Here is a 16,782-nt window from a genome sequence, read left to right on the forward strand (position 1 = left end):
AACAAATCCTCCGCTAAAAACGGGGGATTTTTCATCAGTTTGTTTTATATCAAAGCTTATAGCATCACTTTTATTTATCGTTTTAAAAAGAAAGAGTATTTGCTTCTATCGTTTGATCAGCGTACATTGAATGTCATGAGGTCAAACAGAGATTGAAATAATACAAACAGGTGCAAAATGAAACTCGCTAACACAAACATAGTCCAAAACAACGCTACAGAAGAATTGACTCGCGGACAACGCCTTGCAGATAAATTCGCAGCACAAGTAGGTTCTTGGAAGTTTCTCATTTGCCAAAGCACTGTGTTAGCAGGGTGGGTGGGAATCAACTTAATGCCTGGGGTTCCCCACTGGGATGAGTCACCGTTCATGATGCTTAATTTAGTGTTTTCATTTGCTTCAGCCTACACCGCTCCCATCGTCTTAATGAGTCAGAATCGTCAGTCTGATACAGATCGCATAAATGCTGATATTGATCACCAAGTGAATCTGAGAGCAGGACAAAATATTGAACTTCTCCATGAAAAATTGGATGAATTACACACTAGACAGCTAAACGAATTAACTCAAATTGTCAAAGAGCAACAACAAGTTCTTAATGAATTGAGGGTAGTTTTAGTACCTGCTACTAAAGAAAATAAAGAACTGAAAGTAGCTATATTACCCGGACTCCATGTGCAGAATAATAGCAAGTTCCCCAAAGAAACTTCTAGTAATAAACTTTTTACTGTTGACCAAACAATTGGCGACAATCACAAAATTGTTGATAAACTGACTCATCGATAAGATTTAGTCCCAAGTAGTTTTTTATTACCCCAGAGAATGACAGTTTGAATATTAATTGACTCGATGCATTTCTAGGTTAGAATCTCTACAATTAGAATTAAAACTGTCCTTTAAACATTTTGATAAAAAAGAATAGTTGCTTTAATGCCAGCCAGTTCAGTGGTTAACTTTATAAGTTTTACACTTCATGTATTGCAGTTTTATAAGCATTTGCAGACATAACCTAATACTAGCTGAAACAAGTCCAACAAGAAGATTGAGGAGAAATAGAAATGGAAGAATTGTTGACTGCCATTCCCACGGGAATTACAGCTTTTACCGCTACAAACCTTGATGATTTAGTCATCCTCACCCTGTTATTTTCTCAGGTGAATGCAACTTTCCGTCGTCGCCACATCGTGATCGGTCAATATCTGGGCTTCTGTACTTTAATTATTGCTAGCATGGTTGGTTTTTTGGGAGGTTTAGTATTACCATCCCATTGGGTTGGACTTCTGGGTTTAGTACCTGTCACTATCGGACTCAATCGACTACTGAATCCAGAAAGTGATTCATCATCCGAGACGGAATCGGAATTCGAGTTGAATCATTCTTCTGCCTTTGCTAGTTTTGTATCTCCTCAAGCCTATAGTGTGGCGGCTATTACCATCGCCAATGGCAGTGATAATGTAGGTATCTATATGCCATTGTTTGCTCATACGGCTCTCTCTAGTTTGCTGGTAATCATTGCAGTCTTCTTATTATTAGTTGGGGTTTGGTGCTATGTAACATACAAAATTACCTGCCAAAGTGCGATCGCTGATTTGCTAACCCGCTACGGTAACAATCTTGTTCCCTTTGTATTAATAGGCTTAGGTGTGTTTATTATACTAGACAGCGCCTCCCTGACTCCCATTGCTTTAGCGACTAGCTGCCTGTGTTTAATGGGACTAATCAAAATAGTTCAAAATTCCAAGTTCAAAACTCAAAGTTTGTAATGCTGAAAAAAAATATGCAGTTTTTCAAAATAGTTCTTGTTGCTCTTGTATTTATCGTCAACCTCATGATTGCTCAACCTTCTTGGGCAGCCAAGGATTTTACCAAAGGGGCTGACTACGCTGAGGTGACTCAAGCACTCAATGAATTGCTCCAAGTTAAAGATACCCCTGAACAAGCTGGCTATACACCCGAACAATTTCAGCAACGGCTAGCTCAATTACAGTCTCAGAAGACAATCATCGAAACTGCCAACAAGCGGGCGCAGTGCCGTAATCAAACAGGAAAGACATTGGCTGTCTATGCTAGTAAAGGGAAAAAATATCCCACTCAACTTTACTTCTTAGCGGCAGGACAAATCACAGATGATGATTGGGATTGCGATGGTATTTACTTGCCCGCAGGTACTCAGGTAGTTCTCAGTCCCAATACTGAACCACAACAACTGACTGAAGCGATAGCTCTTAAGTTTGTCGATGGTACACAGTCAGTCGCTAAAACCAATCCTGCCACTGGTGCAATTGAATTGAATGTTGAACCTGCCAAAATCTTCAAAACGGGTGAAGGCAACTGGTTAATACCCACCTTATCTCAAGCAGATATCGATTCCCATATTCCTAGTCCACAACTCATTGACTAATCTTGGATGAACTACTAACCCTTAATTCGTTTTAGCTTGCTTCTGCGTTGGCGTAGCAGTAGGGCTGGTTTCTACATCCAGCCCCATAACCTATTTTCCGCACTTCATTTTATAATCTTTTTTCTCACCTCGCTTCTATCTGCTTTGTAAGTTCTAATTTTGAGAAATACTCTTGAGCATTTGCACAATTGTCTCAGCCGGTGCAGGACGACTGATATAATACCCCTGACCTTCATCACATCCCCGTTTCTGTAAGTAGTTAAGCTGTTCTTCCGTTTCTATCCCTTCGGCTGTAATGTTTAATCGCAGGCTTTTAGCTAAAGCAATGATGGCATTTGTCACCGCTGCACTATCAGGATTAGATGTTACATCTTGTACAAATGATTTATCAATCTTCAGAATATGGACAGGTAAACGTTTTAAGTAATTGAGGGAAGAATACCCAGTGCCAAAGTCATCTAAAGCCAGCAATATACCAAGTTCTCGTAATTGCTTGAGGGTAGTTATAGAGTTCTGAATATCAGCGATTAAGAAGCTTTCTGTTACTTCCAATTCTAAATAAGACGCGTCTAGTTCCGTCTCTTCAAGAATTTGACTGACAACATTCACTAGATTTGGTTCTTCAAATTGCCGAGCTGAGAGATTTACTGATATGCGAATTGGCGGAAGTCCTGCAAGTTGCCAATTTCTGATTTGAGTGCAGGCACTTCGCAATACCCATTCACCAATGGGGACGATTAAACCATTTGCTTCCGCAATGGGAATAAACTTGACTGGAGAAATCAAACCTTTGGTGCTATGTTGCCAGCGAACTAACGCCTCCATTCCGGTTATTTGTCCGCTATGCAAATCAATCATGGGTTGGTAATAAACAATTATTTCTCCGCGTTCTAAGGCTCCATGTAATTCATTTTCTAATTCCAGTCGCTCATGTAATTGATCATTAATATCTGATGAATAAAATTGGTATTGGCTACGTCCTTGTTGGGTAGCTTGGTAAAGTGCTATATTAGCTTCTTGCAAAAGTTTTTCTACACTTTCAGGATCATCTATGCTATTGATTGTAATCCCAAAACTGACTGTAATATGAATCTGGCTTCCTTCTATTAAGAAAGGTTTGGCAATGCTATTCTGTAGCAATTGGGATAATTTGATCAAATTCTCAAAAGAAGGTATTTCTGTTCTAGCAATCACAAATTCATCTCTGTTGATATGTCCAAGAATATCTGTTTTCCCTATGCAGGTACTTAAACGTTGGGCAACTTCTCTTAACAGCACATTTGATTTTTCATTCCCTAGACCATGATTTATGCTGGCAAAATCATCAATACTAAATAAAAGTAAAGCTATGATCCACTCATGACTATGGGATTGTAATATGGTGTGGTAGACGCGATCGCTAAACAAATCCCGGTTAGGTAGTCCAGTGATGCTGTTGTAGTTAGTAATGTAGTGAATTAATTCATCTAACTTGTGAAGAGTGTGTGCAGTATCTGCCATCAAAGTTCCAGCTTCGTCGGCGAATTTTGTTGGCAATTTGGGTAAAGCTTGATGACTCATATAGTCTTGTAAAGCTTTAGATGTCAAAATGACTGGAGCAAGCAAGTAGTTGAGGATAAAGAGAGTAACTCCTGTACCTACTAAAGTTGCGAACAGAGCAATTAACAGAACTCGCACTACCATCTCCATAGAAAAGGAATTGGAGATGACGAAACTAAAGAGTAATGCCAAAAGTGGAATGTGCGTACCTAAAAACGCCACCAACATAATTTTGGCAGTATAACTTTTTTTAACCAATCTAAAACGATCTAAGGATGAGTATAGATAAAGTTTTTGATAACGCTGCATAAATTTTGTGTGAAGATTGTAAATTTTATAAAAAATCAGCAGGATGTGTGATATCTATTTGGGAAAAGTTGTATTTTTTCCAGTAGATCCAACACCCTAAGTTTTAATATTCCCAATCTACAATCCAAAGTTTCTATCATTATTGATAATTAGGGATTTTTCCAACTAACTACATTTTTGGGAAACTGGCGTTTTAATGCTGCAAATACAGGACAAGAAGGTGAAGCTTGTAAATTATGCGGTTTACTCCAAGTAAATGGTGCTTGTTGAGCCGCAGACATCCATAACAACTGTTTGGCTCTGGTCATGGCAACATAGAGTAAACGATATTCTTCTGCGGTTTTTAAGTGCTTGGCTTGTTCCCAAGCTTGGCTAACATCGGGTATAGCTTCTGCTTTTTCATGGAGTGCGGCGCGAATTTGGGCGCGTGCGACTTCTGATAAAGTAAAATCACCTAAGAATTGGCTTTGGGGAGGAACCCAAAATTTACCAGGAATGAGATTTTCGTGCAGAAAAGGCAAAAACACATAATCCCAGTCTAGCCCTTTGGCTTTATGCATGGTGATAATCGTCAGTTGACCTTTTTTGGTATATTGTTCTTCCACATTTTCTGTGTCTACTGGTTCAAATCTTTCGGAACTGACGATTTCACTTAAAGCTGATAACATCGCTCCCATTGAGGTGTTACCAAACAGTTGCTGGTTTACTCGTTCTGCAAGTTTGTCAGCGGTTGCTAATTCAGCTTGGTCATAATTTAGGGTTAAGGCTAAAAAGGAAATTATCTGATACAACGGAAGTTCTAAACGGGCGCGGAGTAAACTACGACAAAGATGAGCCGCTTTTTGGACTATATCGGTTTGGGGTGCGGCTAAGGGGCTAGGATACAAGAATTCTTCTGGGAGACTAGCGAGAGTATTGATATCTTGGGTAGGAATTAATTGACGTTGAACGAGTACATCCAGGGCGGCTTTTAGTTTTCCGGGGGAGTGAGGGCGATCGCAAAATTGCAATAATGATAAAATTTCTTGGGGTACATGAGAACGCCGTTCCCTTTCTCCCACGTCGTAAAGTTGGATTTTATGCTCTTTGCATATCGGTTCTAAAGCCGCCGCTAACCATCTTCCTTGGCGATTTTCTCGCACTAACACCGCAGCACAGGAATCAGATTTTTCTGTAAATAACTCAATTACTCTTTGGGAAAGTAATTCAACTGTTTGATAAATATCACGAGGTGTATACAGTTCTAATCCTCTTCCTACTGGTTCAGGATTTCCATTTGTTTGATTAACTGGTTGAATTTTCTGGTTGAGAAATGGTGTTTGTCCATTTTTAGTTGTTGCTAACCCTTGATGATTTACCCATTCCAACGCAAAGTTAGCTGCATCAATAATAATTTGCGTACTTCGACCGGCTTGATCCATTGTTGCTAGTCGTTCTTTCTTTTGACAATCTTCGCAAAATTCCCGAAAATAAATGGGATCAGCAGGTGTAAAAGTTGAGTTAATTGCCTGATTAGGATCACCAACTCTGATTAAGTTCAATACTGATTTATTTAAATTATCCCTATCTGCTTCACTCGCTAATATTTCTAACAACTGAGTTTGCAATGGGCTAGAGTCTTGGGCTTCGTCTTCAAATACAGCGAAAACTTTATTCTGTTCAATGCGTCGGGCGCTATCATTTTCGAGAACTCGCAGGGCGGCTAAAATCATATCGTCGTAGTCAATGAAGTCTTGCGATATCTCCGACGATTTTCCTCTACCCATCAATTTTTCATATTCTTTATACAAACCTGCTGCTACTTGCAAAATTCCATATGTATCTGTGATTTTTTGACTCCACTTGTGCAGCTTTTCTGGTAATATTCCTGAACTTTTAGCTTCATGAATAACTGTATAAGCTAAATCTGGCAATACTTCTGTTCGCAGTACTGACTGACGACGTAATTTTTCTGTTTCTTCTCCATCAAATTGCTTACCTCTGAGTAAACGCCCATAACTTTCGGGATGGTTTGCAATCCATTGTTCTACAGCGGTACGAATGAAGCGGTGAGTTTGGTTAGGTGTAATTAAGGTGACATTTTCTAACTGCAAACCAGATAAGTCTGGATAACGAATAGCAATATCTAAAGCTAAACCATGTAACGTATGAACAGCAAAGCCTGTTTGCGGTAAAGATAAATCATCTCGTAAATATTTACGGATTTTTAACTTAAGATTAGCAGCAGCGGAACGGGTAAAGGTAACAACTACCAACTGTCGTCGATAATTACTGTTTGTGGAACGAGAATACTGATACTGACGCGCAATAGCTATTGCCGCCGCCGCTGCCATCCCTGTAGATTTACCAGCACCAGGAACAGCTGATACAGCTAATGAACCAGATTCCCAGTCAGCCATCTGCTTTTGTCCAGTTCGCAGACTGGTGCGAATTGCGACAATATTATCTTGCAATTTAGCAACAGTTGATGGCGGAAATATCCCTTCAATTTGGGGTTCTTGAGAAACTGTAACGGTAAAATTATCTTTCGACATATAATTCGACATATAAAATTTAGATTTAGATTGTGATTTTGATTATTACCGCGCAGATATGAACAATATTGATTTATTATTTATGTGCATTTTTAGTTACAACTCTTCAAGTGAGTAATGATAAATCGCAGACCTTTTCTACAACATTATCTAAGTTTAGCTAGAGCGCTACCTGCTGTGAGCGTAGCCATCGCCATTGGCACTGTTTTGCGATTTTGGCATTTAGACTCAAAACCTCTGTGGATGGATGAAATCATTACTGCCATTTTCAGTTTAGGTAAAAATTACCGTGATTTGCCTTTGGATGTAGTCTTTCCTCTCAACCAGGTTCAGGAAATTTTTACTTTTCAGCCCGGTGTTAGTTGCGCTCAAATTGCAGAAAATCTAGCTAATTATTCTACCCATCCACCGCTGTTTTTTTGCATAATGTACCGTTGGTTAGAGTGGATGAGTCCTTTGGGTATAGAATGGGTGGCAAAATTGCGATCGCTCCCCGCTTTATTTGGTGTAGCTGCAATCATCGCCATTTATGGTGTTAATTGTATTGCTTTTTCCCCCACATCTGGAGTTATGGCAGCATTGCTTATGGCTTTATCTCCCTTTGCTGTTTACCTCTCTCAAGAAGCAAGGCACTACACTCTACCTATGCTTCTTATTATTTTATCATTATTCTTGCTCATCCAAATTCAACGCGATCTCTTTGAAAAGCAGCATCTGAGATTTTGGGTTTGGTTATTATGGGCAATTGTTAATAGTATTGCTCTTTATGTTCACTACTTTTTTGCTCTAGCTTTTATCTCCGAAATTGCTACACTATTCGCACTGATTTATCGAGGTAAAGCAACTATCCTGAAATTACCCCAACTCTGGTTATATTTAATTATTTCTAGCAGCAGCGTTTTGATTAGCTTTATTCCCTGGTTACTGGTGATATATAGGCATTTTCGCCAATCTGAAACTAATTGGCTACCATCTCCTCATCACATTGAACCTATCTATCAAACTCTCATGCATTGGGTATTAATGATAATTATTCTTCCAGTGGAAAGTCAGCCTCTAGCAATTACCGTTATTTGTGGTTTCTTAATGGTGATGTTTACAATTTGGGTAGGTTTACAAATCTTTTCTAATTTAAAATTACTCTGGTCTAATAGTACAACTCATTTATCTACCTTCACACTTTTAAGTTTTACTTTTTTTGTATTATTACAATTTTTCTTGATTGCTTATTTATTAGGTAAAGATATTACTGTTGTTCCCCGTTATAGCTTTGTCTATTATCCTAGTTTTTGCGCTTTACTAGCAGCCAGCTTGGGGAATTTTACGAAGAGACGCGGGGACACGGAGACGCGGGGACACGGAGACAGAAATTTGACTCCGATTGTAACCTCGCTCAATTTCAAGCCTCTGAATCTTTCGTTATGGACACGAGGACGCGGGGTATTTAATGCGTCTTTGCATCTTTGCGTCCCCGTATCATCTTCGATGAAAATTCAAAAATTTATCTTTTTACTGGTTGGTATCGTCAGCTGTATTTTTGTTGTTTCTAATTTAGCATTCCAAAAACCTTTTCAACCTGAACAAGTTGCCCAAAATATGAATCTAGATCCTGCTATACCATTGATGTTAGTTGTAGGATATGAAAGTTATCAAGATGTCGCCGCAGGATTAAGTTTTGCTTTGGCATTGGAACAACAGAGAAGTCATGAAGTGAAAAGTAACTTACATCTGGATAATTTGGCTTTTGTACATAAATATCCTGATTTTTCTGACTTTAGTAACAAGCTGGCTCAACTTTCTATAGCTGAGGTATCTGAATTAAATTTATGGTTTGTAGGCTCAGGGATGATCAAACAAGATTACCCATCACAATTGACACTTGCTGGGCAAATTACTTGCAATATAGAACTTACCCAGCACTATCGTATCGGTAGATTTCCCTATCAGCTTTATCGTTGTAGTAATTCGTAATTTGGCAATAGGAAAACTCAGACTGTCACCTGTCACCTGTCACCTGTCACCTGTCACCTGTCACCTGTCACCTGTCACCTGCTATACCAATTACCCAACCTTATTCGTCAATCTGCCAAGCATCCTTGGTAAAGTCTTCATCGAGAACTTTCTTAGGACGTAAAATTACAATTATTTTTCCTAATAGCTGATTTTCTGGTGCAGTTTCAAACCACTGAAAATCAATTTTCCCATCATCATCAACTGCAAAGTAGCTAGACGCATCCCATTCTCTTTGAGCGCGATCTATGACAACTAGCACTGGTTCTATTTTAATGTGGGTGGGGTTGGGGAAGATATCACTACTGGCAATAATTCCTACTGGATCTTCAGCAGAGCGTAGCACGTGCCAACCTGGTAAGGATACCCAAGCTTGTTCTCCGGTAAATTTGACAATTCTAAATGGACCAACTTCTGTGATGATGGGTACAGCTTTCACATCATTGGGTGTTAATGGCAACTCACCCACAACAGGTACAAGCTGGGGTAAATCTTCGTCCGACTCTAGTCGGAAAAAAGGTAAAGTGGGTGCCGGTTTGCTGGCAATGTTGGTAAAATCAATTAGTAATTGTTCTATTTGCTTCCTGGCAGTTGGTGAGTGAGCAAAACGTAACCCTTTAGCAATTAAACGCGATCGCTGTTGTAAGTCTGAGTTTTGCCTTGCCAATTTCCACACTTGATAAGCTACCGCATCCCCTGGATGGGCTGTAAAACCAACTGGTGGGGCAGAAAAACGGGAAAAATCTTTAAGCGCTTTGGCAATATCTCTCACCTCGTCTACATCGAGTTTATGGAGAAAAATCAAATCAGCAGCAGCAGCCCTGTCTTCTTGTGCAAGTAGGCGTAGTTCATACAAAATATCACTAGCCCTCATACCGTAATATGCTCTTGTTGCCTCTGATGCGCCAAACTTTTCTAAAGAACTATATACTTGAGAACCAACAATTAACTGATTTTGTTGGATTGGCTCAAATCCAGTGGCTTCAAAGATGTCTTGGGGATTGTAACCGGATTTTTGTAGGTAGGCAATGGCTACTCCCCATTCCACCCAGTTACCTTGCTTTTGTCTCAGCTTAACTAGTAATTCTTGTGCTGTATCGTTGACAGCATTCTCAGGATTTGGGGCGTTGGGTGATAGTTCAGTCATAATCTGGAGATTTTCCTATGAATAAATATTAAGCTTGCCAGCATCTTTGCTGCTGTTCTATGTATTCTAATTAGTCCGCAGGAAAATACTGATTTCTCAATACTCATAACTAATAGAGTCTTCTCAACTCAGCTTAGTATGGAATATAACAAAAACGTGAAGATATTAAATTAATTTATGAATAATCTAGATCTCGAAGTTGATCAAGCTCCCCCTCAATTGAGTACCCGTGAACGTCCAAAAAAGCTAAAAATTTTGGTGGTTGATGATGAACCAGATAATCTGGATCTGCTTTATCGCACTTTTCGCCGAGATTTTAATGTCCTCAAAGCTGACAGTGGCATGAGCGCTTTGCAATTGTTGGAAGAAGAGGGGGAAGTCGCTGTTATTATATCTGATCAGCGAATGCCAGAAATGAAAGGAACTGAATTTCTGAGTAGGACTTTGCCACAATTTCCTGATACCGTCAGAATAATTCTCACAGGATTTACTGACATTGAAGATTTGGTAGAGGCGATTAATAGCGGACAAGTCTTTAAATACATTACCAAACCTTGGGACTCTGGAGAATTAAAGGAGGTTGTACAAAGAGCAGCAGCAACCTACGATTTGCTTAAACAGAGAACAGAAGAACTACGCCGTGCCAATTCCCAAATGGATCTTTTGACTGTTTTGGTGGAGGTAACACAAGCGGCCTCTGGCTTGGAGGAAACTCTTGCACCAATTGCCAAGGCTTTTAGTGATGCATTTACAGCTGATGGTTGTATTATACAACTCATTCAAGAAAATGTTCTGGCAGCAGAGCAAGGTATTTACAGTGAAACTGGGATTGTGGAAAATTGGCTCTCCCAAGATCCATTGACAAGGGAGGCGATCGCTACTCGTCAAATACAATCATCCTTAAATATATCTAAAGATCCTCGTCTCAATAGTCTTAGTTACTACCAAGATGCTGGAGTTCAAGCACATTTAATCATCCCGATTATTTATCGGCATCAAATGTTGGGGGTATTATCACTACAGTGGCAAGAACCTTGCTCTTTAAGAGCGGATGAACTCAAGCTGATTCATTTATCAGTGGAACTAGTCGCGATCGCTCTTGCTAGTAGTTGTCTATCAACCCAGAATTGATTAACGACTAATGATATCGTGTTCAGTTAAAAACTTATAATTAGGGCTGACCCGGAAAGATGCGAACGCTCTTAGGCTCTGATGTGAAGAGTTTTTTTTGATAAGTACAGGACTTACGCAAAATTTCTCTAAACCCTCTTTCCTATGCCTTCGGCACGCTACGCGAACGCGCTCTTCGCGTCTTTGCGGTTCGTTTTTTCCTTACTTTTGCGTAAGTCATAAAGTAATTAAGCGAACATGAGATGAGTAATGAAATTCGTGACATTTTTGACCGGATTGCTCCAGTGTACGACCAACTCAATGATTGGTTAAGTCTGGGACAACACCGGATCTGGAAAGAAATGACAGTTAAATGGAGCGCAGCTAAACCCGGTGATACTTGCTTGGATTTGTGTTGTGGTAGTGGTGATTTAACCTTTAGGTTAGCACGGAGAGTAGGAGCGACAGGAAAGGTTTATGGCGTAGACTTCTCCCCCAAACTGCTAGAAACTGCCAAAGAACGCTGCCAAAAAAGTTACTCCCAAAGAGCGATCGCTTGGTTAGAAGCCGATGTCCTCAATTTACCCTTTGACGACAATCAATTTGATGCAGTCACAATGGGCTATGGTTTAAGAAATGTCAAAGATATTCCCCGTAGTCTCCAAGAAATATATCGCGTCCTCAAACCTGGTAGCAAAGCCGCAATTTTAGACTTTCATCGACCGAGTGACATACCATTTCGCACCTTTCAGCAATGGTATTTAGACAATCTCGTCGTTCCTATGGCCACTAATTTAGGGGTCAAGGAAGAATATGCTTATATCAGTCCTAGCTTAGATCGCTTCCCCATTGGTAGCGAGCAAGTAGAGTTAGCCCATCAAGTCGGTTTTACCAATGCCACACACTACCCCATATCTAACGGTATGATGGGAGTATTAGTAGTAATTAGATGATTGGTAACGGAAGGCAGAAGGTAAAAGGCAGAAAAAGAGATATTCACTAGAAATATTCTCCGCGTCAGAGCGTCTCCCCATCTTTCCATCTCCCCAATCCCTAATCTATATTTCCCTGTTCCCTAATCCAAAATCCTGTGGATTGGTCTCATCTTTGGCTTTATGTATCACCCCCAATTTTGGGTGGAGTTATCGGCTACTTCACTAACGATATAGCCATCAAAATGTTATTTCGCCCCTACCAAGCGATTTATTTTCTGGGGCGAAGAGTACCGTTTACTCCTGGATTGATTCCTAGCAATCAGGAGCGTTTGGCAAAAAACATTTCTGATACCATTATGGGATCGCTGTTAACGCCAGATGAATTACAAAAACTGGCTAAACGGCTGCTACAAACTGAACGAGTACAAAGCGCAATTCTTTGGTTATTGCGGCTGGCTACTGAACAAATCCAAGGTGATAAAAACCAAAAAAGTGCCAAAATTGTAGCCGGAATTTTACGAGATTTATTAGGGGAGTCATTACCGCGCCTCCTCAAAACTTTAGCGCGACAAGAAAATTTTTTAGAAACGCAGATCAACCAAATTTTTGATCAGGTATTGCTGGAATTTCAACTGAGTGAAGAACAATCCACAAGGTTAGCCGATTGGCTGTTAGAAGTGATTTTACCACCGGATGTGTTGCGACAAGCAATAGTTGATTTTTTAACAGATCGGACAATTCAAACTATTGATGACAGCTTTCGGGAAAAAACCAGCGGTACTTACTGGGTAGTCGCTAATCTATTTGGTTTACGTAATACTCTCACCAGGTTACGAACATTTTGCTTAGATGAAAAAGAAGCTAGTAATAAACGCTTGCAAGAATTAACTCAAGACTTGCAAATACGCGATCGGTTCAGAAAACTATTACAAGATTTATCTTTCCAAAATTTGCCAATTGGTACAGTCCGTCAATTAAGAAAAACTATCAGGGATAGTGTTCGTCATTACTTGCAAAATAGTGGTAGCAGTTTATTACAAGAATTAACGGAATCAGCCGATTGGGAAAATATTGCTGTCGTGTTGCTAAAGCGGTTGAGTAATTCCCCGGTTGTCAGTACTTCCTTGGAAGTTGTTGCTCAAGAATTGGCTTTGATTTTGGAAAGGTATTTAGAAAGAGATTTAGAAGCAATTGTCGCCCAAATAATTCCCATTTTATCTATAGATCAAGTGATTGTGGATCGAGTAAAGTCAACTTCACCTGCTGATTTAGAAGCCGCAATTGAGGGAATTGTTAAAAATGAGTTGCAAGCAATTGTGACTTTAGGTGGAGTTTTGGGTTTTGTTGTTGGGTTATTTCAAGTCGGATTTTTAATTGTCAGTCGATATTAATTCGCTCTTTGCTCCGGTAACTAACCAGACATTTTTAACCAGTTAAAAATCTGCCCTACTGTAATTTGTAATTCAACTCCTGGCAGTACTGGTAAAATATCATTCCCTTGTAACAATTCTGGTTGTTTTTCTGGTAAAAATATTAATATAGTGGTGTCATCTGGATCAATAAACCAACCTAATTGACAACCATAATTTAGACAATGGAGAATATTACCAATTACCTTATTGGGTTTTTGTTCAGGTGAAAGAATTTCTATTGTCCATTCTTGATGAACATTAAAGTTGTCAACAACTTCCCCTGTTGCTGTAAAAGAAATATTTTGCCACTTAAAGACGGCTATATCAGGTACGATTGACCTACTACCAAAAGTACAGCGCAGTTCTGAAAAAGCGTAAGCAATCTTTTTTTCTTCAGTTATTTGGTTAATAGTCGTACTGAGTTTAGTCTGTAAGCGGCTATGTCTTCCCTTTGGCATAGGTTTTTGGATAATCTCACCTTGAATATATTCACTAGCTGGCTTACTCTCAGGAAGCTTGAGAAACTCTTCTAGGGTGATTTGTGGAGCAGTGGTAGTGGTCATAATTGACCTCTTGTATTGTTAGTCAATTCTAGCTTGAGAATATTTTATATCAATTCCCTACTGAATTACGAATTACGTTGGCGGTAGCCTGCCGTAGGCACTATTACGAATTACGAATTATTTTAACTTAGGATAAGCAATACGTTTATGATGAAATTGCTGCCAAACATCCACAAAGATTTGGGCAATTTTTGACATTTCTTCCCTTGTCAATCCCGAATCTATTAATTGCTGATCTTGCCATTTAGCTCGCAAAATATTATTGAGCATATTTAATGCTTGTTCTGGGGTGGCATCTTTGAGACTTCGCAACGCCGCTTCACAAGAATCTGCTAACATAACAATTCCTGTTTCCCGTGATTGGGGAATCGGTCCATCATAACAAAAATCAGCTTTGTCTACCGTTATAGTAGGGTCTTCCTTCGCCATTTGCTGGGCTTGGTGATAAAAATAAGCGATCGCCATTGTTCCCTGATGTTCGGGAATAAAAGCCTGAATCGCTGTGGGTAAACTATGTTTTTTTGCCATCACCAAGCCTTCGGTAACGTGCTTTTTAATTATGGCTGCACTTTTCCAAGGATCTTTAATTTCTGTATCGTGTTTATTTGTACCACCCATTTGATTTTCAATAAATCCCAGAGGGTCGTGCATTTTCCCGATATCATGGTAAAGCGTGCCAGCCCTGACTAACTCAACATTGCAGCGGAGTTTTTTCGCCGCAGCTTCAGCCAAAGTCGCAACTAACAAGGTATGTTGAAAAGTTCCCGGTGCTTCTGTCGCAAGTCGCTTTAATAAAGGGCGGTTAGGGTTAGCCAATTCTGCCAAGCGGATAGGGGTAATTAGATCAAACAGTTTTTCCAAATAAGGACTTAACCCCAAGGCGATAATACTCCACAGCAAGCCAGATAAAGCGAAAAAAGCTGCCTCTTGGAGGACCAGATACCAGCCAGAACGGAATACTGCACCAACAAGTATATTTAGAAATAAATAAATACCCCCTTGGGTTAAAGCAATAAAAATACCTAATAATGCCAGTTCCTCGCGCGATCGCAATCTTTGTGCCACACAACTGCTCAAAATTCCCCCGGCAGTACCCGCTAACAGCCCCATTTTACTGATTTCTATGCTCACTGGTAATATTAGCGATAGCAGCCCCACAACGGTAACAGCCAAAGTCGATCCGTAGAAACTACCCAACAATAAACCAATGGCGCTCCAAGTAGTATATGGCACACCCATTGCTATCACACTAGGGACACTGACAGCCAGCAGGAATATCAACAAGCGATCGCGTTCTCGCAAGTGGCTGCCAATCCGTCGTTCTACCCAAATAAAACTGCCAATAGCGGTGCTAACCAAGCCGGCTAATCCTATCAAACCCAGCCAATTCACCTGTCGGCGAATCAGGTGATAATGCTCCAGGACATCAAATTTCCATTCTGTAATCCGTTCTCCTTTTTTGACAATCACCTCCCCCCGCCGCACGTCTACCATCACAGATGAAACTTTCTCAACTGCTTGTTGAGTCTGTTGTTTTGTTTGTTCTTCATCTTGCTTCAGATTTGGCTTGAGTACAGTTACCAAAACTTTAGTAGCTAAAGATTCCGCTTCCCTAGGTACAGAAATTTGCGTTTGTAGGCTGATTGCATCCTCTAAAATACGACGTGGTAGTCCGTAGGGTAGCCCTTGGGTGAGCATTCGCTCTGCACTTTGATAGATTCCCCTTTGGGTTTTTGCCCAGTCTTCGTCTGACAATTCCAATAGAAATGTATCCCCATAGACTCTTTCTGAAGCTTCATCCTCCATTGGCACAAGTTTGGCAGTAGCTTGGATATATCTTTTTCTGCTTTGGGATATTTTGGCAATCAGTGAAGACGGGTCTTTGTCTGATGTTGTGAGACGGTAAGCTACTAGTTCCGCCAGCGCTTGATTAAAATCAATATTACTTTCCTGCTGGAGTGTGGGAGTAGATGATGTAGAAGGTGTTGGTTTAGCTGCTGGACTCGGCTGGGGTATGGACAATTGAAAATATGGTTTTTGTGTATTTTCTAAATTTACTAATAGCTGTTGCCATTCTGATTCCAGACAAGAGCGGAGGTAACGCTGGGTAGGTATAGGCAAAACTGAAATATCGAAAAAGGGAAAAGACCCAGCAACAGCACGAATTTCATTCCCATGATTGAGAACTTGCTGTAAATGTTGATAGATTTGTTCATTTTTTTGGGCATCGACCATCAGCACCGGGGCAGAATTTCTTTTAACTGCTTTGCGCTCCGCTTCTGTTTGTTTTTTGTCTTCGATACTTGCAGGATGGGGAGCAATAAATGTCTGTGGCGCACTAGTCCCGACTTTCATCTGGGGCTGGTTGTATAATTCATGCCCCATAACACCTGTGAGTGATACGATGGCAACGGCTAAAATTACAGAAGAACGCTTTTCATGTACCCAACTGAAAACATTATTTTTGAGAGATTTGCCCGTTGATTTAGGTGCTTGTCTCCTTTTTAGATGTCCGCTCTGATCATGATTTGGTAATAAATACAGGAGTATATTTTTGAGAATAATCCTATAAACTTCCTTTTTATGGCTTTGACTCCTGGGACTGCTGACTACGGCCAGCCACTTGACTTTACGGCATAACACTTTGTACTGTCTGCGCCATTGCCTCAATTGCTGGGTCAAAGATTGCAATAATTGCTGCGTTTTCATTACCTCTGGGTGTAGTTGCTTACTTTGATAACCCAAAACAAGACAGTTATGACTACTGGCAATGCAGACCACTACCATAGCCTAACTTTTGACTACACATCACACTCCTTTGC

The 16,782-nt window shown here is 40.1% G+C and carries 12 protein-coding genes; 7 read left to right on the top strand and 5 right to left on the bottom strand.

Annotation, left to right across the window (positions count from 1 at the left end; genetic code table 11):
- The first annotated feature begins 177 nt into the window (after positions 1 to 177).
- The 3 genes from H6G68_RS14220 to H6G68_RS14230 all read left to right on the top strand — a co-directional run bounded on the left by H6G68_RS14220 (position 178) and on the right by H6G68_RS14230 (position 2,401).
- A complete protein-coding gene (locus tag H6G68_RS14220; protein WP_190907230.1) occupies positions 178 to 786 on the top strand; it encodes a DUF1003 domain-containing protein in 609 nt (202 codons plus the stop codon).
- Positions 787 to 1,058: 272 nt separating this feature from the next.
- On the top strand, positions 1,059 to 1,763 hold the full coding sequence (locus tag H6G68_RS14225) for a cadmium resistance transporter (protein WP_190907231.1): 705 nt from the start codon (positions 1,059 to 1,061) through the stop codon (positions 1,761 to 1,763).
- Between the two features lie 14 nt (positions 1,764 to 1,777).
- A complete protein-coding gene (locus tag H6G68_RS14230) occupies positions 1,778 to 2,401 on the top strand; it encodes a hypothetical protein (RefSeq protein WP_190907281.1) in 624 nt (207 codons plus the stop codon).
- A gap of 153 nt (positions 2,402 to 2,554) precedes the next feature.
- Here the strand turns inward: H6G68_RS14230 and H6G68_RS14235 are convergent, their stop codons facing one another.
- Together H6G68_RS14235 and H6G68_RS14240 are read right to left on the bottom strand one after the other, a co-directional pair.
- Positions 2,555 to 4,249 (bottom strand): putative bifunctional diguanylate cyclase/phosphodiesterase, encoded by a 1,695-nt coding sequence (locus H6G68_RS14235; RefSeq protein ID WP_190907232.1) that lies wholly within the window; start codon positions 4,247 to 4,249, stop codon positions 2,555 to 2,557.
- Positions 4,250 to 4,398: 149 nt separating this feature from the next.
- Positions 4,399 to 6,783, bottom strand: coding sequence for an ATP-dependent helicase (locus H6G68_RS14240; protein WP_190907282.1), 2,385 nt, complete (start codon positions 6,781 to 6,783; stop codon positions 4,399 to 4,401).
- Between the two features lie 117 nt (positions 6,784 to 6,900).
- On the opposite strand from H6G68_RS14240, the gene H6G68_RS27215 reads away from it, so the two are divergent.
- Complete coding sequence (locus H6G68_RS27215; protein ID WP_242045267.1) at positions 6,901 to 8,754, top strand: glycosyltransferase family 39 protein; 1,854 nt, start codon at positions 6,901 to 6,903, stop codon at positions 8,752 to 8,754.
- 100 nt (positions 8,755 to 8,854) lie between these two features.
- Here the strand turns inward: H6G68_RS27215 and H6G68_RS14255 are convergent, their stop codons facing one another.
- Positions 8,855 to 9,940: a RuBisCO accumulation factor 1 gene (locus tag H6G68_RS14255; RefSeq protein WP_190907233.1), complete on the bottom strand. Its 1,086-nt coding sequence runs from the start codon at positions 9,938 to 9,940 to the stop codon at positions 8,855 to 8,857.
- Positions 9,941 to 10,117: 177 nt separating this feature from the next.
- Here H6G68_RS14255 and H6G68_RS14260 point away from each other — a divergent pair, with 177 nt between their 5' ends.
- The 3 genes from H6G68_RS14260 to H6G68_RS14270 all read left to right on the top strand — a co-directional run bounded on the left by H6G68_RS14260 (position 10,118) and on the right by H6G68_RS14270 (position 13,376).
- A complete protein-coding gene (locus H6G68_RS14260) occupies positions 10,118 to 11,071 on the top strand; it encodes a response regulator (RefSeq protein WP_190907234.1) in 954 nt (317 codons plus the stop codon).
- A 242-nt stretch (positions 11,072 to 11,313) separates the two neighbouring features.
- Positions 11,314 to 12,003, top strand: coding sequence for a bifunctional demethylmenaquinone methyltransferase/2-methoxy-6-polyprenyl-1,4-benzoquinol methylase UbiE (gene ubiE / locus H6G68_RS14265; RefSeq protein WP_190907235.1), 690 nt, complete (start codon positions 11,314 to 11,316; stop codon positions 12,001 to 12,003).
- Positions 12,004 to 12,140: 137 nt separating this feature from the next.
- Positions 12,141 to 13,376, top strand: coding sequence for a DUF445 family protein (locus H6G68_RS14270; RefSeq protein WP_190907236.1), 1,236 nt, complete (start codon positions 12,141 to 12,143; stop codon positions 13,374 to 13,376).
- Between the two features lie 20 nt (positions 13,377 to 13,396).
- On the opposite strand, the gene H6G68_RS14275 is transcribed toward H6G68_RS14270, so the two are convergent.
- Entirely contained in the window at positions 13,397 to 13,960 is a 564-nt protein-coding gene (locus H6G68_RS14275; RefSeq protein ID WP_190907237.1) for a Uma2 family endonuclease, read from the bottom strand.
- 117 nt (positions 13,961 to 14,077) lie between these two features.
- On the bottom strand, positions 14,078 to 16,669 hold the full coding sequence (locus H6G68_RS14280) for an HD family phosphohydrolase (protein WP_190907283.1): 2,592 nt from the start codon (positions 16,667 to 16,669) through the stop codon (positions 14,078 to 14,080).
- Positions 16,670 to 16,782 lie beyond the last annotated feature (113 nt).

Origin of the sequence: Anabaena catenula FACHB-362 (assembly GCF_014698735.1) — a bacterium.
Taxonomy (GTDB): Bacteria; Cyanobacteriota; Cyanobacteriia; order Cyanobacteriales; family Nostocaceae; genus Anabaena; species Anabaena variabilis_A.

Excerpts from the sequence above, each read along its gene's own strand:
- H6G68_RS14225 (WP_190907231.1), top strand. The coding sequence starts at position 1,059 with ATGGAAGAATTGTTGACTGCCATTCCCACGGGAATTACAGCTTTTACC.
- H6G68_RS14280 (WP_190907283.1), bottom strand. The coding sequence starts at position 16,669 with ATGAAAACGCAGCAATTATTGCAATCTTTGACCCAGCAATTGAGGCAA.
- H6G68_RS14220 (WP_190907230.1), top strand. The coding sequence starts at position 178 with ATGAAACTCGCTAACACAAACATAGTCCAAAACAACGCTACAGAAGAA.
- H6G68_RS14240 (WP_190907282.1), bottom strand. The coding sequence starts at position 6,783 with ATGTCGAAAGATAATTTTACCGTTACAGTTTCTCAAGAACCCCAAATT.
- H6G68_RS14255 (WP_190907233.1), bottom strand. The coding sequence starts at position 9,940 with ATGACTGAACTATCACCCAACGCCCCAAATCCTGAGAATGCTGTCAAC.
- ubiE (WP_190907235.1), top strand. The coding sequence starts at position 11,314 with ATGAGTAATGAAATTCGTGACATTTTTGACCGGATTGCTCCAGTGTAC.
- H6G68_RS14260 (WP_190907234.1), top strand. The coding sequence starts at position 10,118 with ATGAATAATCTAGATCTCGAAGTTGATCAAGCTCCCCCTCAATTGAGT.
- H6G68_RS27215 (WP_242045267.1), top strand. The coding sequence starts at position 6,901 with ATGATAAATCGCAGACCTTTTCTACAACATTATCTAAGTTTAGCTAGA.
- H6G68_RS14230 (WP_190907281.1), top strand. The coding sequence starts at position 1,778 with ATGCAGTTTTTCAAAATAGTTCTTGTTGCTCTTGTATTTATCGTCAAC.
- H6G68_RS14275 (WP_190907237.1), bottom strand. The coding sequence starts at position 13,960 with ATGACCACTACCACTGCTCCACAAATCACCCTAGAAGAGTTTCTCAAG.
- H6G68_RS14235 (WP_190907232.1), bottom strand. The coding sequence starts at position 4,249 with ATGCAGCGTTATCAAAAACTTTATCTATACTCATCCTTAGATCGTTTT.